We start from the raw sequence: 25,444 nt of genomic DNA, 5'->3' as shown, positions 1-25,444 counted from the left end.
GTATTGCAGTGATTTGGATCGCCATGTGGCAATAATCTGGTGAAAAATAATGTAAAGGCGCTTTTTGAAGCAACTAATGGCTGTATTTTAGCCTGTTTATCGTTATTTAGCCACTTGCAGGCTTAACTGGCGAATAATTCCGGCGGTCATGCCCCAGATAAAGTAGTCATCGAACCATGAAAGCCAGACGCGGTGCATCTGTCCCGAGCGCTGGATATCCAACGGCGCATAACGCCCGAGACGCAGCGCTTCACGCAACGGCATCTCAAATACCGATTCCACTTCATCTTCATTTGCATGCCAGTTAAGACCCGGCGGCAGCACGCCAACCACTGGCGTGACCTGAAAACCGGTGCTGCTGGTCACCGGGGGCAGCACGCCAATAACCCGCACAGCATCGGGCGGTATGGCGACTTCTTCCTGCGCTTCACGCAGGGCGGTGGCGACCAGAGAGCTGTCGCTGCTGTCCATCATGCCACCGGGGAAGGCCACCTGGCCCGCATGCTTGCGCAGTGACGCGGCGCGACGTGTCAGCAGTAATGTCGGTTCAGGATGCGCAATAATCGGCACCAGTACGGCCGCCTGTCGACGAGGCAAATTGCGCTGGCCTGCCTCTGGCGGTTGCAAAATGAAACGCGTCAGAAAGCGCGTGAGTGATGGATGTTCAGTGTTCATCAGGCGGTGACTCCAGGCAGGGCAAAATGCGATTCACTTTATCCAGCGTCTCCTGATACTCAGAGGCTTCATCGCTGTCGGCGACAATACCGCCGCCGGCAGCACAATATAGCGTGCTGTCCTCAGCAATCAGGGTGCGAATGGTGATGCTGGTATCCATCCGCCCGCAGACGCTGATATAGCCGATACTGCCACACCAGGCATTACGCCGTTGAGGTTCCAGCGTTTCAATAATTTCCATCGCCCGTACTTTTGGTGCGCCGGTAATCGACCCACCGGGGAAACAGGCGCGCAGCAAATCACAGGCGGTCAGTTCAGGCTTCAGCACGGCGGTAATGGTGCTGACAAGATGATGCACTGCCGGGAAAGGCTCGACGACAAATAACTCAGGGACGTTGACACTGCCCGGCGTTGCTACCCGACCGATATCATTGCGCAACAGATCCACGATCATCAGATTCTCGCTGCGATCCTTCGGAGACTGCGCCAGCTTCTCGCCTTGCAGGCGATCTGCCACCGGGTCCGCGAGGCGGGGCAGCGTGCCTTTAATCGGGCGGGTTTCAATCTGCTGGTGGCGCAGTTTAATAAACCGTTCCGGAGAAAGGCTGAGGAGCACGCTGCCTGGCAGACGGATAAAGGCGCTAAACGGCGCGCGGTTAGCACGGCACAGCAGTAAAAAGGCCTGCCATTCATCACCGCAATAACGGGCGGCGAAGCGCTGCGCCAGATTGACCTGATAGCAGTCACCGGACAGTAACCACTGCTGGACCTGACGAAATTTTTCGCCGTATTGCTCACGCGTCATATTCGCCTGCCACGCGCTGGTGAGCTGGAAGGGGACGGCGGGTGTTGCCTGCTGAGCATCCAGCCACGCCAGACGCGCTGCGAGGTCGCCCTGAACCACCAGCGTTAGCGTCTTCTTGTGATGATCGGCGATTAACGCCCAGTCATAGATGCCCACCGCCATATCCGGTGTGGTCAGCTGTTGCTCGGCCGTCGTGGGTATCCGCTCAAAACGGCGGCCCAGATCGTAACCAAACAGGCCAAGTGCGCCACCCTGAAAAGGCAGGTCATCCTGCTGCTGCGCCTGTAATCCGCAGGCTGTTAACTGCTGCTGGAGCAGCGCCAGCGGATCGTCTTCGCTGACGCAGCGGGTGCTATCCTGTTCAATCACGGTCTGCATACCACGCGTGGTCAGCGTCACCCGGGGGTCAGCGACCATAATATCGAATCGGTTATCACTGTGATCGGCGAAACCGGAATGCAGCAGCATCGCCCAGGGCCGATGGGACAGGCGGGCAAAATGATGCTCAACGGCATCTGGCGTATACTTGAGAAGATGATAAACAGGCGACATGGTTCTTCAGCAGAGAAAATTTCAATGAGACGCCAAGCGTGACATATTTTTATGCTGCTGGCATCTCTTTGTCGCCCGTGGAATAATCCGCACCGCAAATCACCCCAGGAGTCACTATGTCTACAGGATTACCCGCGTTATCACACGAACAGCAGCAGGATGCGGTTGAACGCATTCATAAGCTGATGTCAGAGGGCATGAGCAGCGGCGAGGCGATTGGCCTGGTGGCAGCTGAAATCCGTGAGAACCACACTGGCGGCAATGTTCCGGTGATGTTCGATGAAGATGAAGAAGATTACATGGGTGACAACAACCACGACGACGAAGAAGAAGAGTACGACGAATAAGTGGTGAACCCCTGCCAGCCCGGCAGGGGGAAAAGCGTTACCTTGCGGCAATCACTTTAATTTCGACCAGATATTTCGGGTTCATCAGGTTGGCCTGCACGGTGCAGCGCACCGGTGCGTTACCCGGAGACACCCACGCATCCCACGCGCGATTCATCGCCGCAAAATCCGATTTATTCACCAGAAAAATGGTGGCATCCAGAATCTTACTTTTGTCTGAACCGACGCGGGTCAGTAGCTTATCGATCACCGCCAGAGCATTCGCCGTCTGCGCTTCAGCATCGTCATCCAGATTTTCCGGCACGCTGGTGTAATACACCGTATCGTTATGTATAACGGCTTCTGACATACGGTGTTCAGGATCAATACGTTCAATGGTCATGCTGGCTCCTTTTAAATGCACTCAAAACCGCGACAGACTGGCACAGATTAGCGGTGTCTGTCATCTAAAGGGTGGAGTGCGCTGGCGGATACTGCCATAATCACTGTCGATTTAACCAGGTGGTGAGGGTATGTGGTAGACGATTTTGCAGCAGATGGCGCTCTGGCGCAGGCGATTCCCGGCTTCAGGCCACGTGAACCTCAGCGCGAGATGGCGGCTGCGGTCGCGCATGCAATAGACAGCAAAAGTGAGCTGGTCGTGGAAGCGGGAACCGGTACAGGGAAAACGTATGCCTATCTGGCCCCGGCGCTGCGGTCGGGTAAAAAAGTGATCGTCTCAACCGGATCAAAAGCGTTGCAGGATCAGCTCTACAGCCGCGATCTGCCAACGGTGGCGAAGGCGCTCAAATTCAAAGGCATCATGGCGCTGCTCAAAGGGCGGTCCAACTATCTCTGCCTGGAGCGTCTGGAGCAGCAGTCGATGGCCGGGGGCGAACTGGCGGTGCAGGCAATGAGCGATCTCGTTCATCTGCGCGGCTGGTCAAACGAAACGGTGGATGGTGATATCAGCACCTGCGGTGGCGTAGCGGAAGACAGCACCATCTGGCCGCTGGTCACCAGCACCAACGATAACTGTCTGGGCAGTGACTGCCCGCAGTATAAAGACTGTTTTGTGGTGAAAGCGCGACGTAAAGCGATGGATGCCGATGTGGTGGTGGTCAATCATCATCTGTTCCTGGCCGATATGGTGGTGAAGGAGAGTGGCTTTGCCGAGCTGATCCCCGATGCCGACGTGATGATTTTCGATGAAGCACATCAGGTTCCGGATATCGCCAGCCAGTATTTCGGGCAACAACTTTCCAGTCGCCAACTGCTCGATCTGGCGAAAGACATCACCATTGCCTACCGCACCGAAGTCCGTGATATGCAGCAACTCCAGAAGTCGGCCGATCGCCTGGCGCAAAGCACCCAAGATTTTCGTCTGTCATTAGGCGATCCCGGTTTTCGCGGTAACCTGCGTGAACTGCTGAGCAACCCGCAGATCCAGCGTGCCCTGCTGCTGTTGGATGATGCACTTGAACTGTGTTACGACGTGGCGAAACTCTCACTGGGGCGCTCTGCGCTATTGGATGCGGCATTCGAACGTGCGTCACTCTATCGCGGGCGCCTGAAGCGCCTGAAAGACACCACACAGCCAGGTTTCAGCTACTGGTATGAATGTAACGCGCGTAATTTTGTGCTGGCGCTGACGCCGCTCTCCGTTTCTGACCGTTTTCGTGAAGTGATGGATGAGCGCCCGGCGAGCTGGATATTTACCTCAGCGACGCTGGCGGTGAATGAACAGATGACACACTTTGTTGAGCGGCTTGGTGTGGGGAAGGCGGAGACGTTGATCCTCAACAGCCCGTTTGATTTCGCCCGCCAGGCGCTCCTCTGCGTGCCGCGTAATCTGCCTTCACCCAATCAGCCTGGCGGTGCCCGCCAGCTGGCCAGAATGATGAAGCCGCTGATTGAAGCCAATAATGGCCGTTGCTTTTTCCTCTGTACGTCACATCAGGTGATGCGTGAGCTGGCGGCCGAGTTCCGTGCCTCGATGACGCTTCCGGTTTTGCTCCAGGGGGAAACCAGCAAGGGACAGATCCTCAAGCAGTTTGTTGCGGCAGGCAATGCGCTGCTGGTGGCGACGAACAGTTTCTGGGAAGGGGTGGATGTGCGTGGCGATGCATTATCACTGGTGATTATCGATAAGCTGCCGTTTACCTCGCCAGAGGATCCGTTGCTGAAAGCCCGCATGGAAGACTGTAAAGTCCGGGGCGGTGAACCGTTTGACGACGTCCAGTTGCCCGATGCGGTGATCGCGCTTAAACAGGGTGTGGGACGTTTGATTCGTGACGTTGACGACCGTGGCGTGCTGGTGATCTGTGATAATCGTCTGGTGATGCGTCCTTACGGGGCGGTATTTCTTAACAGCCTGCCGCCAACGCCGCGCACGCGCGATCTGCAAAAAGCCGTGGACTTTCTCCAGTCAACGACGCAGCAGTCATTAATCTAACGGCGATGTGCTATGATGCGCGCCGAAAATTTTCTCCCCTGAGGTTGGTATGTCCACGCGAATTTTAGCCATTGATACGGCAACGGAAGCCTGTTCGGTCGCACTACTGAATGAAGATCGGTTGCTGGCACATTTTGAACTTTGTGCTCGGGAACATACGCAACGCATCCTGCCGCTGGTGCAGCAGATTTTGCAGGAAGGCGGCGTTGCGCTGAAGGACCTGGATGCGCTGGCCTTTGGCCGGGGGCCCGGCAGTTTTACCGGTGTGCGTATTGGCATCGGCATTGCTCAGGGGTTAGCGCTGGGGGCAAACTTGCCATTAATCGGTGTGTCTACTCTGAAGACCATGGCGCAAAGCGCCTGGCGTCTGCACGGTGCCAGCCGTGTTCTGGCGGCGATTGACGCACGGATGGGTGAAGTATACTGGGCCGAATATCAGCGTGATGAGCAGGGCCACTGGCAGGGTGAAGAAACAGAAGCCGTGCTGAAACCCGATGCCGCTGCGGCGCGGATGGCAGCGCTGAGCGGGCAGTGGGCCTGTGTGGGCACCGGCTGGCAAGCCTGGCCGCAGCTGGCGGAAAACAGTACGCTGGCATTGACGTTATCAGACGTGACGCTGCCCTGCGCCGAAGATATGCTGCCGCTGGCGCAACAGGCGCTGGCAGCCGGTATGACAGTCGCACCCGAACATGCTGAACCGACCTATCTGCGTAACGAAGTGACATGGAAAAAATTACCGGGCCGCGAGTAGCGGCAGCAACTATTTGAATCGGTAGCAGTCGAAGTAGCATAACAACGGGGGAGTTTCTATGCGTAAATCCAGTGTCTGGCAGTGCAGTGTTCTGTTCTTAGCGTCGCTGGTATTAAGCGGCTGTGTTACCGTGCCTGATTCGATAAAAGGGCATTCAGAGACCCCGCAACAGGATCTGGCGCGTGTGCTGAATGCCCCTGAGCTGTTTACCGGCCAGGAGTCACGTTTTGGCGGTAAGGTCCTCAAGGTGGACAATCGTAACGGGATGACACGCCTGGAGATTGCCGCAATGCCCCTCGACGAAGGCGCCAGGCCGACGCTGGGTTCACCGTCTATTGGCCGCATTTTCGCCGATGTGAATGGTTTTATCGATCCGGTCGATTTTAATCAGCAGATGGTTACCGTTGTCGGCACCATCAGCGGGACTGAGAAGGGCAAAATTGGTGATGCGCAGTATAACTTCGTGGTCATCAAGGTCACGGGCTATCAGCGCTGGCATATGTCCCAGCAGATCGTGACGCCACCGCAGCCGATTGACCCATGGATCTGGTACGGCCCCGGCTATGGCCGCCATCGCGGAGGCTACTGGGGGCCCGCTCCATGGGGTTACTACAATCCCGGTCCCGCGCAGGTGCAGACCATTCTTACCCCATAATTCGCAACGTATAAAAGAGACACGGCAGATCCGCTGAATATCAGCGGATAGGCCTTTTTTTATTGATTCTCTCAGGATGAGAGAAATTTAGTGATGGACTTCGCAACCTCTCAACAGAGACCTGAGCAAACTGGTACGCTGAGTTAAAATAATGTTAACAGGCGCTGAACGGTTGAGGCTGCGATGACGACAAATTATCATTTTCGAGGTGATTCCTTGCATAAGGTTTGGTTAAACCGTTATCCGGCGGATGTTCCGGCGGAGATTAATCCTGATCGTTACGGCTCTTTAATTGATCTGTTTGAACACGCGGTGTTGCGTTATGCCACGCAAACGGCGTTTATCAATATGGGGAAAAGCCTTTCTTTCCAGCAGCTGGATGACCGTAGTCGGGCCTTTGCGGCCTATTTGCAACAGGGATTGGGGCTAAAGAAAGGTGACCGTGTGGCACTGATGATGCCCAATCTGTTGCAATATCCGATCGCGTTGTTTGGCATTCTTCGTGCCGGGATGATCGTGGTTAACGTCAATCCGCTCTATACCCCGCGAGAACTGGAACATCAGCTCAATGACAGCGGCGCCAGCGCTATCGTGATTGTCTCTAACTTCGCCCATACGCTGTAAAAAGTGGTGGCTAAGACGACAGTGAAACATGTGATCCTCACCCGCCTGGGCGATCAGCTTTCGCCTGCAAAGGGAACGCTGGTTAACTTCGTGGTGAAATATATTAAAAAGATGGTGCCCAAATACTATCTTCCCGGTGCGATATCTTTCCGTCAGGCGCTGCAAAACGGTGCGCAGATGGAATATATCAAGCCCGCGATCATTAATGACGATCTCGCTTTCCTGCAATATACCGGCGGGACCACCGGGGTGGCAAAAGGGGCGATGCTGACGCACCGTAATATGCAGGCCAACCTCGAACAAACGAAAGCGACTTACGGCTCGCTGTTGAAAGCGGGTGAAGAAACCGTGGTAACGGCATTGCCGCTGTATCATATCTTCGCCCTGACGGTAAACTGCCTGCTGTTTATCGAACTGGGTGGCGCTAACCTGCTTATTACCAATCCGCGTGATATTCCGGGCCTGGTTAAAGAACTGGGTAAACATCCGTTCACCGCCATTACCGGGGTGAATACGCTGTTTAATGCACTGCTCAATGATGATGCCTTTAATAAGCTGGATTTCTCCACGCTGACGTTATCCGCAGGCGGCGGGATGGCGGTACAAAAAGCGGTAGCCGAACGCTGGGAAAAACTGACGGGTCACTATCTGCTGGAAGGGTATGGTCTGACCGAATGTTCCCCGCTGGTTTCAGTGAACCCGTATGATATTCAGTGCCACAACGGCAGCATCGGCCTGCCGGTTCCCTCTACCGATATTATGCTGGTGGATGATAACGGTAATGAAGTGCCAGAAGGGGAGCCGGGTGAACTGTGTATAAAAGGGCCGCAGGTGATGCTGGGCTACTGGCAGCACCCGGATGCGACCGATGAAGTTTTAAAAAATGGATGGCTTCGCAGCGGTGATATTGTTACCGTTGATCACGAAGGTTTCCTGCGTATTATCGATCGTAAAAAGGATATGATTCTGGTTTCCGGTTTCAATGTTTATCCTAATGAGATTGAAGATGTTCTGATGCTGCACCCGAAAGTGCGTGAAGCGGCCGCTATCGGTGTTCCTAACGATGTGGCGGGCGAAACGGTGAAAATTTGTATAGTGAAAAAAGATGATTCACTGACCAAAGAAGAGCTGATAACCCACTGCAAGCGGCATCTGACAGGCTATAAAATACCCAAAATTGTTGAGTTTCGGGATGAACTTCCGAAGACCAACGTCGGCAAAATCCTGCGCCGTGAATTGCGCGAGGAAGCGATAAAAACCCAACCCCCCTTAGACTGAGAGGGGTTGCTTTTTGCCGATACGAATCATGCCGGGTTACCCGGCATTTTTATTGCGCACTTACAGTTGACCACTGGCATCATCCGTCAGTGGCGAGAGAACGCTATTTTGAATTACATCATGATCACCACCAATGACGCGCTGGCTGAGGTTTGTCTGCGTGCCCGCCAGGTTCCTGCTCTGGCGCTGGATACTGAATTTGTTCGCACCCGCACCTATTACCCGCGACTGGGTCTGATACAACTGTTTGACGGTGAAACCATCTCGCTGATTGACCCTCTGCCGATTACCGACTGGACGCCGTTCCGTGAGCTTCTGATGGACCAGCAGGTCGTTAAATATCTGCATGCCGGCAGTGAAGACCTTGAAGTCTTCCAGCATGAGTTTGGGGTGTTGCCGCAGCCGATGATTGATACACAGATCCTCGCCGCGTTCAGCGGCCGCCCGCTCTCCTGCGGTTTTGCTACCATCGTAGAGTCCTTCACCGGGATCGCGCTGGATAAAAGCGAATCACGCACTGACTGGCTCGCGCGTCCGTTAACGGAAAAGCAGTGCGTCTATGCTGCAGCCGATGTTTTCTATCTGCTACCGATTGCCGTCAAGCTGGTGGCAGAAACGGAAGACGCCGGGCAAATGGCCGCTGCACTGGATGAGTGTCGTCTGCTGTGCCAGCGCCGTACCACCGTGGTTGACCCGCAGGAAGCGTATCGTGAGATCACCAATGCGTGGCAACTGCGTCCGCGTCAGCTTGCTGCATTGCGCCTGCTGGCGGCGTGGCGTCTGACGCTGGCCCGCGAAAAAGATATGGCAGTGAATTTTGTGGTGCGTGAAGAGAACCTTTGGAAGGTCGCACGCTACATGCCGGGTTCCCTTGGCGAGCTTGATCATCTGGGGTTGCCGGGGCAGGAGATCCGTTTCCACGGTAAGGCGCTGGTGGCGATGGTCGCTGAAGCGAATGCGCTCGGGGAAGATCAGCTGCCGGAAGCGGTGCCGAATCTCATCGATTACCCGAACTACAAGCAGGTGTTCAAAAGTCTGAAAGCCCTGGTGGCAGAAACGGCGGAGCAGCATGGCGTCAGCCAGGAGTTACTGGCATCGCGTCGCCAGATTAATCAGTTGCTGAACTGGCACTGGAAATTAAAGCCACAGGCCGGTAAACCGGAGTTGGTGGATGGCTGGCGGGGGACATTGCTTGAAGACGGGATTGCTGAGATTTTAGCGGCACACTAAATCCTGCAATTTTCCCCTGCACCATAGCAGGGGAAAATCATGAGCAGGAGAAGGTCATTTCGGTGCTTCTTCCGTTTCCGTTTCCGGTAACGTTACGTTCAGTTCGAGAATAGAAATATCATCATCTTTTTGATCCAGCTTCACAGTGAGCATCTCCGGATCAATTTTCACGTATTTACAGATCACTTCCAGAATGTCCCTTTTCAACTGTGGCAGATAGTGGGGCTCGCTATCGCCCCTTCTGCGCTCCGCCACAATAATCTGTAGCCGTTCCTTGGCAATATTGGCTGTGCTCTTTTTACGGGATAAAAAGAAATCGAGTAAGGCCATGGTTTATCCCCCAAACAGGCGTTTCAGGAAACCCTTCTTCTCTTCTTCAATGAAGCGGAAGGGACGTTCTTCTCCGAGCAGGCGGTCAACAGTATCAGCATAGGCTTTACCTGCGTCGGATTCGGCATCCAGGATCACGGGCTCACCCTGGTTCGAGGCACGCAGTACTGACTGGTCTTCCGGGATAACGCCGGCCAGAGGAATACGCAGAATCTCAAGCACATCTTCCATGCTCAGCATATCACCACGATTCACGCGTCCCGGATTGTAGCGGGTCAGCAGCAGGTGTTCTTTAATCGCATCCTGGCCTCTTTCAGCGCGGCGTGATTTAGAGGACAGAATGCCGAGAATACGGTCGGAGTCACGCACTGAAGAGACTTCCGGGTTGGTGGTAATAATCGCTTCATCGGCGAAATAGAGCGCCATCAGCGCACCGGTTTCGATGCCCGCCGGTGAATCACAGACAATGAACTCAAAATCCATGGTCGCCAGATCATCCAGCACTTTTTCCACGCCTTCGCGGGTCAGCGCATCTTTATCACGCGTCTGAGAGGCAGGCAGGATAAACAGATTTTCCGTACGTTTGTCTTTGATTAGCGCCTGGTTCAGCGTGGCATCACCCTGAATGACGTTAACGAAGTCATACACCACGCGGCGCTCACAGCCCATAATTAAATCAAGATTACGCAGGCCGATATCAAAGTCGATAACGACAGTTTTCTTCCCTTTCTGCGCCAAACCGGTAGCGATGGCCGCGCTGGACGTGGTTTTACCCACGCCTCCCTTACCCGATGTAACAACAATAATGCGTGCCATAAAATATTTTCCTTAAGAAAAGAAAGGGCTCGAGAGCCTGGCTCAGTTCAGTGTCTGTATAGTCAATGCGCCGTCCTTGAGACAAAGACGAGACGCTTTTCCGAAAAATTCAGCAGGAATTTGATCCATAAGCCAGTAATTTCCAGCAATGGATACCAGCTCTGCAGATAAACTGGTGCAAAAAATCTGAGACTGCTTGTCGCCGGACGCGCCTGCCAGCGCGCGGCCGCGCATCATGCCATAAATGTGGATATTGCCATCGGCAATCAGCTCGGCACCCGCGCTGACGCTGCTGGTGACGATCAGGTCGCAGTTTTTTGCATAAATCTGCTGACCGGAACGTACCGGGGTACTGATAAGCCGGGTTTTTATGGCGGGTTGTTCGACAGGAATGGCCACAGGCGGTGCACTATCGGCACTGAATTTCTGTTCTTTGCCTTCGTTCAACACCGGCAGGCCGGAACGGGCGATCATGCGTTTCAGCTGCTCATCTTTGCAGCCGCTGATACCCACAATATGCAGACCTGTTTCGGCGATCGCCTGCTGCATTTGTCGCCAGTTCACCTCTCGGGTTAACGAGGATACGTTGATCACCACCGGAGCATTTTTCAGAAAAGCCGGCGCCTGGCTGACTTTTTCCTGAATGGCTTTACGCACCGTTTCAGGGTCGGTGTGATGCAAATGAACGACTGACAGCGTAAAACTGCTGCCCTTTAACTCGATTGGCGATTGTGACATCTGTCCCGCTCAGTCCTGTTATTTCCTATCCTGGCTAAATCAACGCCACTTTCAGGCGTTAAATCAAGACAGGCAATATTCCGAAGTTCTGCAAGCATGTTATAGTTACTGTAATATTCAGGCAAGTCACCATCCCGGTTAATTCGAGTAAAAAATATGTTTTGTGTGATCTACAGAAGTCCCCAGCGCGACCAGACTTATCTTTATGTTGAAAAAAAAGACGATTTCTCACGCGTCCCTGAAGCCTTGCTGAAGGGTTTTGGTAAGCCGAAGCTGGCGATGTTGCTGCCGTTGGACGGCAGCAAGAAGTTGGTGGGGGCGGATATTGAAAAAGTGAAAACCGCGCTGCGTGATGAGGGGTTTTATTTACAATTGCCTCCGCCGCTGGAAAGTCTGCTTAAGATGCATCTTAACGATGTTAAAAAAGATTAATTCGGAATCATCTGCAAATATATCTTCGCCGGTCAGGGATCCCCTTTTATTTTTAAATTCCCGGTGGAGATAGCGATAAAAGGATGCCCGCATGAAGCTCTCAGCCCGAAATGTCCTCGTATTCTCTCTCTTTCTGGTGGGGAGCTCTGCCAGCCACGCCGCCTTCCTTAACTCCGGTAACAGCACAAACACGTCAGACACAACGCTGGCACAGCAGGGCCGCGATCCGGCACAGTTTCCTGCTTTCGTTGAGCAACTCAAAGCGCAGGCTCGTCAGCAGGGCTATGATGATGCCACTATCGAGACCGCTTTTAGCGGTGTGCATTTTGTTGACCGGGTCATTAAATCCGATCGCGGACAGCTGGAAAACAAAGTCACCCTAAACGATTATCTGACCCGCGTGATCACGCCGGAAAAGATCGCTCAGGCCCGGGAATATTGGCAGCAATACCACAACCAGCTGCAACCGATAGCTGATACCTCCGGCGTTCAGACCCAATATATTGTCGCGCTGTGGGCGCTTGAGAGTCACTTCGGCAGGATTCAGGGCAAGGAGGAGGTGGTCTCTGCTCTGGCCACGCTGGCCTTTGAAGGCCGGCGAGAAGCCTTCTTCACCAAAGAACTGATGGCAGCGCTACGTATTATCCAACGCCAACAGATGACGGCCGCTGAGCTGAAAGGATCGTGGGCAGGAGCGATGGGTCAGAGCCAGTTTATGCCCAGCTCCTTCCTGAATTACGGTAAGGATGGTGATGGTGACGGCAAAATTGATATCTGGAACAATCTGGATGATGTCTTTGCCTCTACCGCGAATTATTTACAACGTGAGGGCTGGCGAGCCGGGCAAGGGTGGGGCGTGGAAGTGACGTTGCCGGCTGATTTTAATGCGCAACTGGCGGGATTAAAAACGGCACAGGCGAAAACCCCGGCGCAGTGGCAGCAGTCAGGCGTACAGATACTGCATCCCGAACAGAACAGCAGCGCGCAGCGCGCCTGGATCATCACGCCACAGGACGGTGACGGCCGTTCATTCATGGTTTATGACAATTTCCGAACGTTGATGCACTGGAATCGGTCTTATTATTTCGCTATCAGTATTGGCATGATGGCCGATGCCATAGCAGCGCAGTAAAAAGAACAGTCAGCAGATATGCGGCGGCATGATGTCGGCGCAGCCACTCTAACGAAGCAGGGGAAAAGCATGTATCAGCACCATAACTGGCAGGGCGCATTGTTAGATTTTCCGGTCAGCAAAGTGGTTTGCGTCGGGAGTAACTACGCAAACCACATCAAAGAGATGGGCAGCGCGACACCAACGGAACCCGTTCTGTTTATTAAACCGGAAACTGCGCTGTGTGACATCCGCCAGCCGCTCTCTATTCCAAAAAACCTCGGTGCCGTGCATCACGAGGTCGAGCTGGCGATACTGATTGGCGCCACACTCAAGCATGCGAACGAAGAACACGTCGCGCAGGCGATTGCCGGGTATGGTGTTGCGCTGGATTTAACCTTACGCGATGTTCAGGCAGGCTGTAAGAAAGCCGGACAGCCCTGGGAAAAAGCCAAGGGATTCGATAATTCCTGCCCGCTGTCCGGTTTTATTCCAGTGAGTTAATTCAAACACGACCCTCAGGATGTCGAGCTGAAATTGATCGTCAACGGAGAGGTCCGCCAGCAGGGGACTACCGCCGACATGATCCATAAAATCTTGCCGTTGATTGCGTATATGAGCCAGTTCTTCACACTGCGCGCGGGCGATGTGATCCTGACCGGGACACCGGAGGGCGTGGGCCCGATGGTCTCAGGCGATCGTCTTGAAGTGTCGATCGGTGGCCACGGTGTTGCCACGCGCGTGCTGTAAAACTTGCAACTGAAGCCTAAACCCTCTATAAGGTGCGGGCTTTTACTTTTACCGGACACCCAACATGACTGATACCCCTTTCTGGCAGCGTAAAACGCTGGAACAAATGAGCGACGAGGAATGGGAGTCCTTATGTGATGGCTGTGGCCAGTGTTGCCTGAACAAGTTACAGGACGCCGACACCGATGAAATCTATTTCACCAATGTTGCCTGTAATCAGCTGAATATCAAAAGTTGTCAGTGCCGTAACTATGAGCGCCGCTTCGAACTGGAAGAGGACTGTATTAAGCTGACGCGTGAAAATCTGCCCACCTTTCAATGGTTACCGCCAAGCTGCGCGTACCGTGTGCTGGCCGAAGGGAAGACCCTGCCACCCTGGCATCCGCTGCGAAGTGGTTCACGTGCGGCCATGCATGCTGCGCGTATTTCGGTACGGCATATTGCCGTGCATGAAAGTGAAGTGGTTGACTGGGAAGAGCATATTATCAACCGCCCGCGCTGGTACGGTAAATAGACGTTCAGAGTGGGTATGATAAGTAAAAAAGCTCCGCGAAGGCGGAGCTTTTTTTTAACGTGAGAACAGGTCGCGTCTTTTAGGTTTGCATGGCTGACCGATCAGCACCAGCACACCAACGACCAGGTACGCGGCAAAGATGCCGACCAGCCACTGCGGCATACCCAGGGTCAGAAATGACCAGGACTTCTCTGCACAGTCGCCGCTGGCGACAAACACGGAAGGTAACCATTTATCCAGCGGCAGCCAGGACGGAAAGCGGGCGGCAAAATCACAGGTCGCAAACGGAGAGGGATGCAACTGAATCATGGTATGTTCCCACGCCAGTCGCAGGCCTTCCCATGCACTGTATAACCAGATCAGAATAGCGGCCCAGCGCAAAGGTGATTTCGGTGCGATGGCGCCGACGATACCCGCACCCATAATGCCGAACAGGGCACAGCGTTCATAAATACACATCACACACGGCTTCAGCAGCATCACATGCTGAAAATAGAGCGCGGTCATCTCAAGAGCGAAAGCGGTCAGTGCCATCAGCAACCAGGCGCCCCGGCCACGGGAGCAGCTATTCAGGTATCTCAACATTAGTTTATCCGTCTGTAATACATTTAGACGGCAGTGTAAACGAAAAGCGTCCGCAATCCAGCCAGGAGGGAAAAATTTAAGCAGGAAAGTGACTTAAAATAATGTTTCCGATGATAAACGAAGATCGGTGAACGTGCTGCATCGTGCTTTCGGCACCAGGACAGCAATGTCAGATTTTTGCAGACGATCGTCTTTTCCCATACAGGCAGGCTAGGTGATGCCTGGTGCCTCTGGTATGATGAGCCGAATTTTTGACGTATTGAACGCAACGGAAGAAGAACGCTATGGTTATTAAGGCGCAGAGCCCTGCGGGTTTCGCGGAAGAGTACATCATTGAAAGTATCTGGAATAACCGTTTCCCTCCGGGTTCAATTCTGCCCGCTGAACGCGAACTCTCCGAACTGATAGGTGTCACCCGAACCACATTACGAGAAGTATTACAGCGCCTGGCGCGCGATGGCTGGCTGACCATTCAGCACGGCAAACCGACCAAAGTGAATAATTTCTGGGAAACCTCCGGGTTGAGTATTCTGGAAACACTGGCCCGTCTCGATCATGACAGCGTACCGCAGTTAGTGGATAACCTGCTGTCTGTTCGCACCAATATCTCGTCTATCTTTATTCGTCGCGCTATCCGTACTTATCCGGATAAAGCGCGTGAAGTGCTGGAAACCGCAAGTCACGTGGACGACCAGGCAGAAGCCTATACCAATCTCGATTACAGCATCTTCCGTGGGCTGGCGTTCGCGTCGGGTAACCCTATTTACGGCTTGATCCTGAATGGTTTGAAAGGGCTGTATACACGCGTTGGACGTCACTATTTCTCCAACCCGGAAGCGCGACGTCTGGCACAGGCTTTCTATCAGCAACTGCTGAATATCCTTCATACCCAACAATATGACCTGATTGTGGACAGCGTGCGCGACTATGGCCGTCGCAGTGGGGAAATCTGGCATGCCATGCAGACCAGTATGCCAACCGATCTGCCGCCTGCTCGCCGTTAAGTCGATAAAAAGGGCTGACCTCTTTATGCGGTCAGCCCGAAAAAACAGAAAAAGAGGGCGACCCATTGGCGGGTCGCCCTCTTCACATTAAGGCTGGCCTCAGATCAGAGAGTGGTGCCCGGGCGAGGAGGGCAGCGTTCGAGGATCTCCACTGTGCCATCATCGTTCTGTTGTTCCAGATTAATGTCAAAGCCCCACAGACGATGCACATGCTTCAACACTTCCCGACGACTCTTATCCAGCGGTGCACGGTTATGCGGCACATAGCGTAAGGTCAGCGATCGGTCCCCACGCAGATCCACGTCATAAACCTGTATATTCGGTTCGAGATTGCTCAAATTATATTGCGCGGAGAGCTGCTGACGGATCGCCCGGTAGCCCGCTTCATCATGAATGGCCGCAATTTCGAGGAAATTATTGCGATCGTCATCCATCACCGTGAACAGGCGGAAATCGCGCATGATCTTCGGTGAAAGGAACTGGCTGATAAAGCTCTCGTCCTTAAACTCCTTCATCGCAAAGTGTAGAGTATCCAGCCAGTTAGAACCGGCAATATCCGGGAACCAGTGACGATCTTCTTCCGTTGGCTCCTCGCAGATGCGCTTAATATCCTGGAACATCGCAAAGCCAAGCGCATACGGGTTGATACCGTTATACCACTGGCTGTTGTATGGGGGCTGGAAGACCACATTGGTATGGCTGTGCAGGAACTCCAGCATAAAGCGCTCAGAGACTTTCCCTTCATCATACAGATGATTAAGAATGGTGTAGTGCCAGAACGTGGCCCATCCCTCATTCATCACCTGAGTCTGTTTTTGCGGGTAGAAATACTGACTGACCTTTCTGACAATACGCAGACATTCTCGCTGCCAGGGTTCCAGCAGCGGCGCATTCTTTTCCATAAAGTACAGCAGGTTTTCCTGTGGTTCAGATGGGTAGCGTGTGTTGGCGAATTGCGCTTCCTCACGCTCACGTCGTGGCAAGGTGCGCCACAGCATATTCACCTGGCTTTGCAGGTACTCTTCACGGCTCTGTTGCCGCGCTTTCTCTTCCTGCAAGGAGATTTTCTGCGGACGTTTGTAGCGGTCAACGCCATAATTCATCAGCGCATGGCAGGAGTCGAGCAGCCGTTCCACGTTTTCCACGCCGTAGCGCTCCTCACACTGCGTAATGTAGTTACGGGCGAAGATCAGGTAGTCGACGATAGAGCTGGCATCGGTCCAGCTGCGGAACAGATAGTTATTCTTGAAGAAGGAGTTGTGACCATAACAGGCATGCGCCATCACCAGCGCCTGCATCGTCATGGTGTTTTCTTCCATCAGATAGGCAATACACGGATTGGAATTGATGACAATTTCATAGGCCAGACCTTGCTGGCCGTGCTTATAGCGCTGTTCTGTCTCGATAAATTTCTTACCGAAAGACCAGTGTGCATAGTTGATTGGCATCCCGACACTGGAATAAGCATCCATCATCTGTTCGGAGGTAATGACCTCAATCTGATGCGGGTAGGTATCCAGTCGGTAGGATTTAGCGACGCGGTCGATCTCCTTGAGATACACATCAAGCAGGTCGAAGGTCCAGTCTGGTCCATCATCGAGTCGTGTGGTGTGCTTTATAGGATCGTCAAAGATCGTGGTCATAGCGCACCCCTTTTTATAAAACCGGATTACCTTACGGCAGAATGTCCGTTTTCATCTCGGCTCACCCGCACAATGGAGGCGCTGATAAGCCTGGAATTAAAGCCAATATCTCAATGATAGTTCACTGTCTCGTATCCCTCTCGTTAAAACAATTGAAATCTTCGATACAAAATCCAGTGCTGTTTAAAAAAAGATTTTTACGTAACAATAAATTCATGAAAAAAGGTATTTAGCAGGATAATATCCTGTTTATAGCATTATGTTATGACAGAGTGGGATTGTTCTGATGCTTGCGCAAATATGCTGTCATTAAATTATTATCTGCTACTTAATGTGTTATGGCGGAGTTTTTAACTGAATTAGGTTGGGCATCTTGTTTTTATTTACCTGAAGGGTAAAAAAGATTTGAAATATGTCAGCGGAATGTGAATGTTATCACTGGTGTTTTCAACCATGTTGGTGCCGATCATCCAGTGCATAATTCTTTAATGTTTCTCTATGAGGTGGGTATGCGAGTTGTCATTCTGGGTAGTGGCGTGGTAGGTGTGGCAAGTGCCTGGTATCTGGCGCAGGCCGGACATGAGGTAACGGTGATCGACCGTCAGCCCGCAGCAGCACTGGAAACCAGTGCGGCGAATGCAGGGCAGATATCACCCGGATATGCCGCCCCCTGGGCGGCACCGGGTGTGCCGTTTAAAGCCGTAAAATGGATGTTTCAGCGCCATGCTCCGCTGGCGATCCGCCTTGATGGCAGCCGCTTCCAGTTGGAATGGATGTGGCAGATGTTGCGTCATTGCGATATGCGCCATTACCAGCAGAATAAAAGCCGCATGGTGCGAATTGCGGAATACAGCCGGGACTGCCTCAAAGCATTGCGCCAGGAAACGGGCATTGCCTATGAAGGACGTCAGGGGGGAACATTACAGTTGTTCCGTACCGCGCAGCAGTTTGACAGTGCAGCGAAGGATATCGCGGTCCTGAAAGAAGCCGGCGTCCCCTACGAGCTGCTGGAGGCTACGCAGCTGTTGCAGGCAGAACCGGCACTGGCGGCAACCCAGCACAAGTTGACGGGCGGTTTACGCTTGCCCAATGATGAAACCGGTGATTGCCAGTTGTTTACCCAGCGTCTGGCGGCGATGGCGGCAGACGCGGGAGTCACTTTCCGTTTCAATACCTCTGTCGATGCTCTGGTACAGGATGGTAATCGCATCAGCGGCGTCAAATGTGGCGGGGAGATGGTGACTGCGGATGCTTATGTGGTGGCATTCGGGTCATTCTCGACGGCGTTGTTAGAGGATATTGTTAAGGTGCCTGTTTACCCCCTAAAAGGGTATTCACTGACGATACCGATCAAAGATGCGGCTGCGGCACCGATTTCAACGGTGCTGGACGAAACCTATAAAGTGGCGATCACCCGTTTTGACGATCGTATTCGTGTGGGGGGAATGGCAGAAATTGTGGGATTTAATACCAAACTGTTACCGGCACGCCGTCGCACGCTGGAAATGGTGGTCGGCGATCTCTTCCCGCAAGGTGGGTATATTGAGCAGTCGGTCTTCTGGAGTGGTTTACGTCCAATGACACCCGACGGCACGCCAATTGTGGGTCGTACCCCGTTGAAAAACCTGTTCCTTAATACCGGACATGGTACTCTTGGCTGGACAATGGCCTGTGGTTCAGGGCAGCTTCTTGCGGATATTATTAGCGGTGTGACACCGGCGATTTCCGCTGACGATCTGTCTGTCATGCGCTATCTGCCAGGTTTTATTCCGGCGCCGGCTCGCTCACTGCACAGTGCCCATGTTCGCTAACTCAACGTATTTTTTTACAAGGAGAGAGTATGTCTCGTCCTATTCTCGCAACGATTAATCTCGCTGCGCTGAGGCAAAATCTGGCAGTAGCGTGCCAGGCGGCGGGGGTCGCGCGCCTGTGGTCAGTCGTGAAGGCGAATGCCTACGGACACGGTATTGCGCGAGTCTGGCAGAGTCTGGTGGAAACGGATGGTTTCGCCTTGCTCAACCTGGAAGAGGCGATTCTGTTACGCGAACAGGGCTGGAAAAAACCGATTCTGCTGCTGGAGGGCTTCTTCCATCAGGATGAACTGGCGATTATTGACCAGTATCGCCTGACCACCAGCGTTCACAGTAACTGGCAAATTCAGGCGCTGGCAAAAGCTAAACTCTCGGCGCCACTGGATATTTATCTCAAAATGAACAGCGGTATGAACCGACTGGGCTTCCCACCCGATCAGGTGCATAACGCGTGGCAAAAATTACGTTCACTGGATAACGTTGGTGAAATGACGCTGATGGCCCACTTTGCTGACGCTGAAACCAGTGAAGGTATTGCCGGACCCTTGCAGCGCATTGAGCAGGCGGCAGAAGGGCTGAATTGTGCGCGTTCGCTGGCGAACTCCGCTGCAACGTTGTGGCATCCGCAAACGCATCATGACTGGGTACGTCCCGGTATTATCCTGTATGGCGCATCCCCCAGCGGCCAGTGGCAGGACATTGCCAGCAGTGGTTTGCAACCCGTGATGACGATGACCAGCCAAGTGATCGGCATTCAGCACCTGACGGCCGGTTCTGCTGTGGGATACGGCGGCCAGTACCGTGCATCAGGTGAACAGCGTATCGGTGTGGTAGCTTGCGGCTATGCTGATGGCTATCCCCGTCATGCGCCGACCGGAACGCCTATTTTGGTTGATGGTGTGATGACGCAGACGGTCGGGCGGGTCTCAATGGATATGATCACTGTCGATTTAACCCCGTGCCCGCAGGCGGGCATAGGCAGCCAGGTTGAGCTGTGGGGCAATAACGTCAAGATTGATGATGTGGCCGCCGCCGCCGGCACCGTGGGGTATGAGCTGATGTGCGCGCTCGCCCCCCGCGTGCCGGTGATCGTTGAATAATCTCAGAGCGCGGTCAGCGTACCGCGCACATTTTTACTGATACGCCAGGCGGTCAGTGCCAGCAGCGCACCGGCCGCCATCATCAGTGCCAGCGCGGATTTCTCCGCAATCGGCAACGCCATGACTAAAAGACCCGCCGACGATCCTCCCGCCATCTGAATAAAGCCAGCCAGCGCAGAGGCGACACCGGCCTGCTGCTGATAAGGTTCCAGGGCGTAGCTGGTTGCAGGGCCCACCGTAAAGGCCAGTCCGGCAACGGAGATAGCAACGGGCAGCATATACAGCGCCCAGTGTGTCTGCATGGCCGCCGGGAACAGCATCACACCGCCCATTAACGTTATCGCACCAACAGTCATTGCCAGTGCGCCAATCGCCAGACAAATCGGCCGACCCAGTTTTCGGATCATCTTATTCACCAGCACGCTGACCAGCATAATCCAGAAGCCGTTAGCACCAAACGCGATGGAGAATTGCAGTGCACTGAGTTTTCCTTCGGTCATCAATACCTGCGGCGCCAGAGAAACATAGGTCAGTACCATGCCCAGTGCGCCCGCGTTGGCAAAAGCAAAAGCGAGGAAACGTGGTTGACGCAGGATTTGCCAGTACTGACGCACGGGTAAACCTTTCACCTTCTGCGTATCAGCAGGGCGGGTTTCCGGCAGGAACAGCATCACCAGTACGGCAATAAACAGCGCATAACCGGTCAGGAACCAGAAATTCGCCCGCCAGCCGAATGCGTCGGCCAGGAAGCCACCCAGCATCGGTGCCAGGGCCGGGACGATATTTAACGCACCATTTAAGAATCCATAAGCGCGCGCCGCTTCTTCACCATTAAGACGGTCGCGTACGCCGCTGAACGCCACGACGGCGGTACAGCACACGGCACAGCCCTGAATGACACGGGCGCTGAGGAACTGCGGCCAGCCGGTGGCAGTGGCGGCCAGGATGCTTCCGGTGACATACAGCAGAAGACCAATCAGCGCGATGGGTTTACGGCCCAGATTATCCACCAGCGGTCCGGCGATAATTTGCCCCAGACCCATCACCAGTAAAAACAAAGGGATCGTTGTCTGGATGGCAGAAACGGGCGTGTTCAGACCGACAGCGATATCGGGCAGCGTGGGCAAATAGAGGTCAATGCCTAACGGTGCAAGCAGCACCAGGCTGAGTAACAGTAGCGTAAATTTTTGCATGGCAGGTGTGGCGTCCAGATTAAAGCAAGCCGGACAGGGTAGAGATAACAGAGGGAAAAGAAAAGGAGAAAGTGATAAAAGCGCTCGGGGATGTGGCCATCGTCATGGCCGGATGCAGGCAATGACGATGGCTGGCACTGTTCAGCTCAGGTTAGTACGCGCCGTCGCGACGCAGTACCACACCGGCTGTTTTGAACAGAATGGCAATATCGGTCCACAACGCCCAGTTTTTGACATACCAGGAGTCGAAGTAAACACGGGTGTCGTAGTCAATATCGTTACGACCACTCACCTGCCACAGTCCTGTCATACCCGGTTTCGCCATCAGGTAGTAATCCACGTCACCGGCATAACGCTCCAGTTCTGCTTCAATCACCGGACGTGGGCCCACCAGACTCATCTCACCACGAATCACGTTCCACAGCTGCGGCAGTTCATCCAGGCTGGTCTTACGCAAAAATGAGCCAATCTTGGTGACACGCGGGTCGTTCTTCAGTTTAAAGTCTTTGTCCCACTCAGCGCGTGCTTCTTCACTGGTGGCCAACAGCGTTTCCAGCACTTCCTTCGAATTCATCACCATCGAGCGGAATTTCAGGCATTTAAACTTCTTCCCATCCTGGCCAACACGCTCGTGACCGTAGATCGGGCTGCCGCCATCACGGCTGACCATCCAGCAGATCAAACCAAATGCCGGAGCAAGGAACAGCAACAGCAGAGAGGCCACCACCACGTCAAAGGTCCGTTTGAGGAAGCGTGAAGAGCGCTTCGCCAGATTATTGCTGACGCGCAGCAGCATCACTTCATGGCTGAAGATAAAGGACATATCCGTACCGTACAGCGGCACGCCACGTAGCGTCGGCACCACGGAGACGGAGCGGCACTTTTTCTTCGACAGCAGCTTCAGCCACTTATCGCGGATGGCGCGCTGGTCGTTCTCCATCGCCACAATAAACTGGGTGTTATCGAGGTCGACAGTCTCCCAGACAATGTCTTTATGGGTGATCACCGGGATGCCATTGAAACTGTCAGCGCCGTTCTTTTCACCGCTCGGGGCAACGAAGGCTTTCACGTCGTAGCCCAGCAGCTCTTCGCTTTGCAGCGCGGCATAGGCCTCACGGGCATTTTTACCGGAACCAATAATGATGGTGTGTTTCTGCCACTGTCCCGCTTTCAGGATGGCATTCTTAACGCATGAGCGCAGGAGAGGCACCAGAATCAAGGCATACAGCCAGGTGAAACTCCAGAGCATGCGGGAGAAATCCCATTTGGAAAACGCAATCAGAGCCAGGTCTAACAATGAAAAGATCACCAGCGTTTTAATAATGTCTTTTAATTCAAACCAGAAGGGTTTGCGATAGGTATAGTGGCGCAGGCGCATCCAGAACCATGCGGTACACAATACTGACATAATGAATTGCGCGATAAAGCGGACTTCAACTTCTTGCGGCGGGATAAAAATATCCAGATTACCCCAAATACCCTGCAGCGTAGCTGCGGATAAAAACAGTGCCAGATTGATGGAGAGTAAATCTGAGAAACTTAACGCGACTTTCGCAATAATGTTTTTTCGTGTGCCGCTGAATGTCCGGCGACGTTCATTCAGTACCAGAGTACTTGCCATAATGCCTGCTCTCTTATCATGAGAAATCAATGACCTGACGAGGATAAAGCACGCGTCCAGGAGTCTTTTCAGTAAACCTTCTGGGTTTATCAGACTGACGTCGGTGTTGCCATTATCGTAACTGTGTTCAGGGCAGCGGAGCGGTGGGAGATGAGATAACCACGCTATATCCGTCACATAATGAAGTGATGAGTATGCAGGAGTTATTTGAGTTAGTTAATACGGGATAATCCTAAAAGAAGATGAAAAATCAAACAGGGGGATTAATCTTAAGTTCTGGCGCTAAATGAAAGATATAAATAAAAAATATGACACTACGATAAACAAAAAATCACTATTTGATGAATCTGAAACCGCCAGGGTTAAATATGACGGTTTCAGATAAATCTTGCGGAGTGGGATTCCTGTTCTGAATGAAATCAGGAAAAATTATTCTCTTTCTTCCTGAACCCTGACACCGATTTTGACGATCTCGTTAGCTTCTTTCTCAGCCACGGTCCAGACCATGTTTTTCCATTCCACCTGGTCACCGACCACGGGTGCGCCGCCAATCATCCCCAGCACCAGCTGTCCCAGCGTTTGCTGAGTATCAGAGTCCTCATCCAGTTCAATACCGTAAATCTCGGAGACATCGTGCAAGCGGGCATCGGCTTGCAAAATGAAGTCACCAAAGAAGCGCTGATCCAACGACACCGGCGGGGACTGGCTGAACAGCTTGCCAAGTGCGGGCAGGTCACGTTCACGGCCAATGACGCACAGCACATCATTCTCTCTCAGGCGAGTGCTGCCGGATGGGTGTAACAGCAGGTTATCGCGGAACAACGCGGCAATACGCGTTTCTCGCGGCATTCTGAGGTCACGCAGCGCGGCGCCCACACACCATTTGTCGGCACTGAGCTGATAAACAAACTGCTCCCAGGGATTCTCAGGGTGAATATCCAGACCAATGCGGGAAATAGGAGAAGCCATCGGCGGAACGACAACCCTGGCTTTACGCGCTGCCCAACCCAGTGATGTGCCCTGAACCATCAGTGACACCAGCACCACAAAGAAGGCAATGTTGAAGAACAGAGAGGCATGGGGCAACCCGGCCATCATCGGGAAGACGGCCAGAATAATCGGCACGGCACCTCTGAGTCCGACCCAGCTAATAAAAATCCTTTCACGAATATTGAAACCGCGAAACGGCAACAGCCCAATCATTATCGACAGCGGGCGTGCGACCAGAATCAGGCAGAGTGATAACAACGTGGCCGGAATAGCGATATGCCAGAGATCGAGGGGATTGACCAGCAGGCCGAGCACAAGGAACATGCCGATCTGACTCAGCCACGCCATGCCGTCAAAGGTTTGCAAAATGCCATGACGGTTGCGAATAGGGCGGTTACCCAGCACAAAGCCGCACAGGTAGACGGCGAGGATGCCGCTGCCTTCCAGAACAGTGGTCAGGGCGAAGACCAGAATGCCTCCGCTGACGGCAAGCAGTGGATAGAGACCGCTGGCCAGCGAGACACGATTAATCAGTTGCAGTAAGGCCCAGCCGCCGCCCAGCCCGAGCACAATGCCCAGTCCAAACTGCTGCACCAGGTGCACCACAAACATCCAGCTTAATCCGCTCTGACCCTGCTGGATCATCTCAATCAGGGTGATGGTCAGGAAGACTGCCATGGGGTCGTTACTGCCGGACTCTATTTCCAGCGTGGCGCTGACGCGTTCATTCAGGCCTTTACCGCCCAGCAGTGAAAACACGGCAGCGGCATCGGTGGAACCGATAATGGCCCCGACAAGAAAACCGTTCATCAGGTTGAGATCAAACAGCCAGGCGGCGGCAAGACCTGTCAGCCCGGCAGTGATCAGCACACCCACCGTTGCCAGCGACAGCGCCGGACCGAGTGCGACTTTAAACGAGCTGGCCTGGGTTCGCATACCGCCATCCAGCAGGATCACTGCCAGCGCCAGGTTACTGATCAGATAGGCCGCGGGGTAGTTGTCAAAGGCGATCCCCCCAATACCGTCAACACCCGCCAGCATACCGAGGGCCAGGAAGATAACCAGAATCGGGATACCCAGTTTCGATGAAAATGAGCTGAGTAAAATGCTCGACGCAACCAGCACAGAACCAATAATGAACAAACTATAAATCGCGCTGGCTTCCAATGGGCATCTCTCCTGTGATGAGTAAAAAAACCGCTTCACTCAGTGAAGGGGACAAAATCTGTACGCAATTCATTTGCGGCCAGAAGAATAAGGTCAGTCAGAATAAAATATCGTAAAACAGCCATAAGTAAATGCCGCTGAGTGCGACCAAAATGGGCTTTATTTGACGCATTAGCGGTGCAGACTCGAAAAAAGGCGTGAAAGCCAGATAAAAGCCTGACAGGGGGGCAGTATGACACGGGTTAAAAGCGGGGAAGGGACTATATGCAAAATTTCTCAGCCGACGGC

Annotated in this window: 22 protein-coding genes and 2 pseudogenes; 13 read left to right on the top strand and 11 right to left on the bottom strand. The window is 53.4% G+C overall.

Annotated elements, in window-relative coordinates; translation table 11 throughout:
• Window positions 1–102: 102 nt before the first annotated feature.
• Together WH279_RS17600 and pabB are read right to left on the bottom strand one after the other, a co-directional pair.
• Window positions 103–675 (bottom strand): CoA pyrophosphatase, encoded by a 573-nt coding sequence (locus WH279_RS17600; RefSeq protein ID WP_200642421.1) that lies wholly within the window; start codon window positions 673–675, stop codon window positions 103–105.
• A complete protein-coding gene (pabB, locus tag WH279_RS17595) occupies window positions 665–2,032 on the bottom strand; it encodes an aminodeoxychorismate synthase component 1 (RefSeq protein WP_339457875.1) in 1,368 nt (455 codons plus the stop codon). The genes WH279_RS17600 and pabB overlap by 11 nt, the downstream gene beginning before the upstream one ends.
• Before the next feature lie 116 nt (window positions 2,033–2,148).
• Here pabB and WH279_RS17590 point away from each other — a divergent pair, with 116 nt between their 5' ends.
• Window positions 2,149–2,379 carry a YoaH family protein gene (locus WH279_RS17590; RefSeq protein ID WP_133841834.1) on the top strand — a complete coding sequence of 77 codons (231 nt, stop codon included), beginning with the start codon at window positions 2,149–2,151 and terminating at the stop codon, window positions 2,377–2,379.
• 37 nt (window positions 2,380–2,416) lie between these two features.
• On the opposite strand, the gene WH279_RS17585 is transcribed toward WH279_RS17590, so the two are convergent.
• Complete coding sequence (locus tag WH279_RS17585) at window positions 2,417–2,761, bottom strand: RidA family protein (RefSeq protein WP_133841835.1); 345 nt, start codon at window positions 2,759–2,761, stop codon at window positions 2,417–2,419.
• A 132-nt stretch (window positions 2,762–2,893) separates the two neighbouring features.
• On the opposite strand from WH279_RS17585, the gene WH279_RS17580 reads away from it, so the two are divergent.
• The 5 genes and pseudogenes from WH279_RS17580 to rnd all read left to right on the top strand — a co-directional run bounded on the left by WH279_RS17580 (window position 2,894) and on the right by rnd (window position 9,351).
• Window positions 2,894–4,813 carry an ATP-dependent DNA helicase gene (locus WH279_RS17580; protein WP_200642423.1) on the top strand — a complete coding sequence of 640 codons (1,920 nt, stop codon included), beginning with the start codon at window positions 2,894–2,896 and terminating at the stop codon, window positions 4,811–4,813.
• Window positions 4,814–4,862: 49 nt separating this feature from the next.
• Complete coding sequence (gene tsaB / locus WH279_RS17575) at window positions 4,863–5,564, top strand: tRNA (adenosine(37)-N6)-threonylcarbamoyltransferase complex dimerization subunit type 1 TsaB (RefSeq protein ID WP_339457874.1); 702 nt, start codon at window positions 4,863–4,865, stop codon at window positions 5,562–5,564.
• A gap of 58 nt (window positions 5,565–5,622) precedes the next feature.
• Window positions 5,623–6,219 carry a Slp family lipoprotein gene (locus tag WH279_RS17570; protein ID WP_200642425.1) on the top strand — a complete coding sequence of 199 codons (597 nt, stop codon included), beginning with the start codon at window positions 5,623–5,625 and terminating at the stop codon, window positions 6,217–6,219.
• Between the two features lie 216 nt (window positions 6,220–6,435).
• Window positions 6,436–8,121 (top strand): annotated as a pseudogene (gene fadD, locus WH279_RS17565) (long-chain-fatty-acid--CoA ligase FadD).
• Between the two features lie 120 nt (window positions 8,122–8,241).
• The gene (rnd, locus tag WH279_RS17560) at window positions 8,242–9,351 is read left to right on the top strand and encodes a ribonuclease D (RefSeq protein ID WP_200642508.1); all 1,110 of its coding nucleotides are present in this window, start codon (window positions 8,242–8,244) and stop codon (window positions 9,349–9,351) included.
• A 54-nt stretch (window positions 9,352–9,405) separates the two neighbouring features.
• Here rnd and minE read toward each other — a convergent pair whose 3' ends face one another.
• Genes minE through minC form a run of 3 tightly spaced genes read right to left on the bottom strand, consistent with a single transcriptional unit; the run spans window position 9,406 to window position 11,235 of the window.
• On the bottom strand, window positions 9,406–9,681 hold the full coding sequence (gene minE, locus WH279_RS17555) for a cell division topological specificity factor MinE (RefSeq protein ID WP_133841840.1): 276 nt from the start codon (window positions 9,679–9,681) through the stop codon (window positions 9,406–9,408).
• A gap of 3 nt (window positions 9,682–9,684) precedes the next feature.
• The gene (minD, locus tag WH279_RS17550) at window positions 9,685–10,497 is read right to left on the bottom strand and encodes a septum site-determining protein MinD (RefSeq protein WP_062746173.1); all 813 of its coding nucleotides are present in this window, start codon (window positions 10,495–10,497) and stop codon (window positions 9,685–9,687) included.
• Window positions 10,498–10,539: 42 nt separating this feature from the next.
• On the bottom strand, window positions 10,540–11,235 hold the full coding sequence (gene minC, locus WH279_RS17545; RefSeq protein ID WP_339457873.1) for a septum site-determining protein MinC: 696 nt from the start codon (window positions 11,233–11,235) through the stop codon (window positions 10,540–10,542).
• Between the two features lie 156 nt (window positions 11,236–11,391).
• Between minC and WH279_RS17540 the strand changes: the two genes are divergently transcribed.
• The 4 genes and pseudogenes from WH279_RS17540 (at window position 11,392) to WH279_RS17525 (ending at window position 14,042) form a co-directional block, all read left to right on the top strand.
• Window positions 11,392–11,667: a YcgL domain-containing protein gene (locus WH279_RS17540; protein WP_133841842.1), complete on the top strand. Its 276-nt coding sequence runs from the start codon at window positions 11,392–11,394 to the stop codon at window positions 11,665–11,667.
• A 91-nt stretch (window positions 11,668–11,758) separates the two neighbouring features.
• Entirely contained in the window at window positions 11,759–12,799 is a 1,041-nt protein-coding gene (locus WH279_RS17535; RefSeq protein ID WP_339457872.1) for a lytic murein transglycosylase, read from the top strand.
• 69 nt (window positions 12,800–12,868) lie between these two features.
• Window positions 12,869–13,528, top strand: a pseudogene (locus tag WH279_RS17530) (fumarylacetoacetate hydrolase family protein).
• Window positions 13,529–13,592: 64 nt separating this feature from the next.
• Window positions 13,593–14,042: a YcgN family cysteine cluster protein gene (locus WH279_RS17525; RefSeq protein WP_167863794.1), complete on the top strand. Its 450-nt coding sequence runs from the start codon at window positions 13,593–13,595 to the stop codon at window positions 14,040–14,042.
• A gap of 54 nt (window positions 14,043–14,096) precedes the next feature.
• Here WH279_RS17525 and dsbB read toward each other — a convergent pair whose 3' ends face one another.
• Window positions 14,097–14,627, bottom strand: coding sequence for a disulfide bond formation protein DsbB (gene dsbB, locus WH279_RS17520; RefSeq protein ID WP_133841846.1), 531 nt, complete (start codon window positions 14,625–14,627; stop codon window positions 14,097–14,099).
• 284 nt (window positions 14,628–14,911) lie between these two features.
• On the opposite strand from dsbB, the gene fadR reads away from it, so the two are divergent.
• A complete protein-coding gene (gene fadR, locus WH279_RS17515) occupies window positions 14,912–15,631 on the top strand; it encodes a fatty acid metabolism transcriptional regulator FadR (RefSeq protein WP_200642430.1) in 720 nt (239 codons plus the stop codon).
• Window positions 15,632–15,735: 104 nt separating this feature from the next.
• On the opposite strand, the gene WH279_RS17510 is transcribed toward fadR, so the two are convergent.
• Window positions 15,736–17,274 (bottom strand): SpoVR family protein, encoded by a 1,539-nt coding sequence (locus WH279_RS17510; RefSeq protein WP_339457871.1) that lies wholly within the window; start codon window positions 17,272–17,274, stop codon window positions 15,736–15,738.
• Between the two features lie 509 nt (window positions 17,275–17,783).
• Here WH279_RS17510 and WH279_RS17505 point away from each other — a divergent pair.
• Together WH279_RS17505 and dadX are read left to right on the top strand one after the other, a co-directional pair.
• Window positions 17,784–19,085: a D-amino acid dehydrogenase gene (locus WH279_RS17505; protein WP_339457870.1), complete on the top strand. Its 1,302-nt coding sequence runs from the start codon at window positions 17,784–17,786 to the stop codon at window positions 19,083–19,085.
• A gap of 29 nt (window positions 19,086–19,114) precedes the next feature.
• Window positions 19,115–20,185 (top strand): catabolic alanine racemase DadX, encoded by a 1,071-nt coding sequence (dadX, locus tag WH279_RS17500; protein WP_339457869.1) that lies wholly within the window; start codon window positions 19,115–19,117, stop codon window positions 20,183–20,185.
• A gap of 2 nt (window positions 20,186–20,187) precedes the next feature.
• Here the strand turns inward: dadX and WH279_RS17495 are convergent, their stop codons facing one another.
• The 3 genes from WH279_RS17495 to WH279_RS17485 form a co-directional block, all read right to left on the bottom strand.
• Window positions 20,188–21,378 carry a multidrug effflux MFS transporter gene (locus WH279_RS17495; protein WP_339457868.1) on the bottom strand — a complete coding sequence of 397 codons (1,191 nt, stop codon included), beginning with the start codon at window positions 21,376–21,378 and terminating at the stop codon, window positions 20,188–20,190.
• A 151-nt stretch (window positions 21,379–21,529) separates the two neighbouring features.
• Window positions 21,530–22,999, bottom strand: a complete 1,470-nt coding sequence (gene wbaP, locus WH279_RS17490) for an undecaprenyl-phosphate galactose phosphotransferase WbaP (protein WP_200642435.1) — start codon at window positions 22,997–22,999, stop codon at window positions 21,530–21,532.
• Window positions 23,000–23,428: 429 nt separating this feature from the next.
• Window positions 23,429–25,156, bottom strand: coding sequence for a potassium/proton antiporter (locus WH279_RS17485; RefSeq protein ID WP_200642436.1), 1,728 nt, complete (start codon window positions 25,154–25,156; stop codon window positions 23,429–23,431).
• Window positions 25,157–25,444: the final 288 nt, after the last annotated feature.

Source organism: Erwinia sp. MYb375 (genome assembly GCF_037479175.1).
Taxonomy (GTDB): Bacteria; Pseudomonadota; Gammaproteobacteria; order Enterobacterales; family Enterobacteriaceae; genus Erwinia; species Erwinia rhapontici.
The sequence above is the reverse complement of the archived record's forward strand: the minus strand, read 5'-3'. Positions and strand labels throughout refer to the sequence as shown.

Excerpts from the sequence above, each read along its gene's own strand:
- WH279_RS17600 (WP_200642421.1), bottom strand. The coding sequence starts at position 675 with ATGAACACTGAACATCCATCACTCACGCGCTTTCTGACGCGTTTCATT.
- pabB (WP_339457875.1), bottom strand. The coding sequence starts at position 2,032 with ATGTCGCCTGTTTATCATCTTCTCAAGTATACGCCAGATGCCGTTGAG.
- WH279_RS17590 (WP_133841834.1), top strand. The coding sequence starts at position 2,149 with ATGTCTACAGGATTACCCGCGTTATCACACGAACAGCAGCAGGATGCG.
- WH279_RS17585 (WP_133841835.1), bottom strand. The coding sequence starts at position 2,761 with ATGACCATTGAACGTATTGATCCTGAACACCGTATGTCAGAAGCCGTT.
- tsaB (WP_339457874.1), top strand. The coding sequence starts at position 4,863 with ATGTCCACGCGAATTTTAGCCATTGATACGGCAACGGAAGCCTGTTCG.
- WH279_RS17570 (WP_200642425.1), top strand. The coding sequence starts at position 5,623 with ATGCGTAAATCCAGTGTCTGGCAGTGCAGTGTTCTGTTCTTAGCGTCG.
- rnd (WP_200642508.1), top strand. The coding sequence starts at position 8,242 with ATGATCACCACCAATGACGCGCTGGCTGAGGTTTGTCTGCGTGCCCGC.
- minE (WP_133841840.1), bottom strand. The coding sequence starts at position 9,681 with ATGGCCTTACTCGATTTCTTTTTATCCCGTAAAAAGAGCACAGCCAAT.
- minD (WP_062746173.1), bottom strand. The coding sequence starts at position 10,497 with ATGGCACGCATTATTGTTGTTACATCGGGTAAGGGAGGCGTGGGTAAA.
- minC (WP_339457873.1), bottom strand. The coding sequence starts at position 11,235 with ATGTCACAATCGCCAATCGAGTTAAAGGGCAGCAGTTTTACGCTGTCA.
- WH279_RS17540 (WP_133841842.1), top strand. The coding sequence starts at position 11,392 with ATGTTTTGTGTGATCTACAGAAGTCCCCAGCGCGACCAGACTTATCTT.
- WH279_RS17535 (WP_339457872.1), top strand. The coding sequence starts at position 11,759 with ATGAAGCTCTCAGCCCGAAATGTCCTCGTATTCTCTCTCTTTCTGGTG.
- WH279_RS17525 (WP_167863794.1), top strand. The coding sequence starts at position 13,593 with ATGACTGATACCCCTTTCTGGCAGCGTAAAACGCTGGAACAAATGAGC.
- dsbB (WP_133841846.1), bottom strand. The coding sequence starts at position 14,627 with ATGTTGAGATACCTGAATAGCTGCTCCCGTGGCCGGGGCGCCTGGTTG.
- fadR (WP_200642430.1), top strand. The coding sequence starts at position 14,912 with ATGGTTATTAAGGCGCAGAGCCCTGCGGGTTTCGCGGAAGAGTACATC.
- WH279_RS17510 (WP_339457871.1), bottom strand. The coding sequence starts at position 17,274 with ATGACCACGATCTTTGACGATCCTATAAAGCACACCACACGACTCGAT.
- WH279_RS17505 (WP_339457870.1), top strand. The coding sequence starts at position 17,784 with ATGCGAGTTGTCATTCTGGGTAGTGGCGTGGTAGGTGTGGCAAGTGCC.
- dadX (WP_339457869.1), top strand. The coding sequence starts at position 19,115 with ATGTCTCGTCCTATTCTCGCAACGATTAATCTCGCTGCGCTGAGGCAA.
- WH279_RS17495 (WP_339457868.1), bottom strand. The coding sequence starts at position 21,378 with ATGCAAAAATTTACGCTACTGTTACTCAGCCTGGTGCTGCTTGCACCG.
- wbaP (WP_200642435.1), bottom strand. The coding sequence starts at position 22,999 with ATGGCAAGTACTCTGGTACTGAATGAACGTCGCCGGACATTCAGCGGC.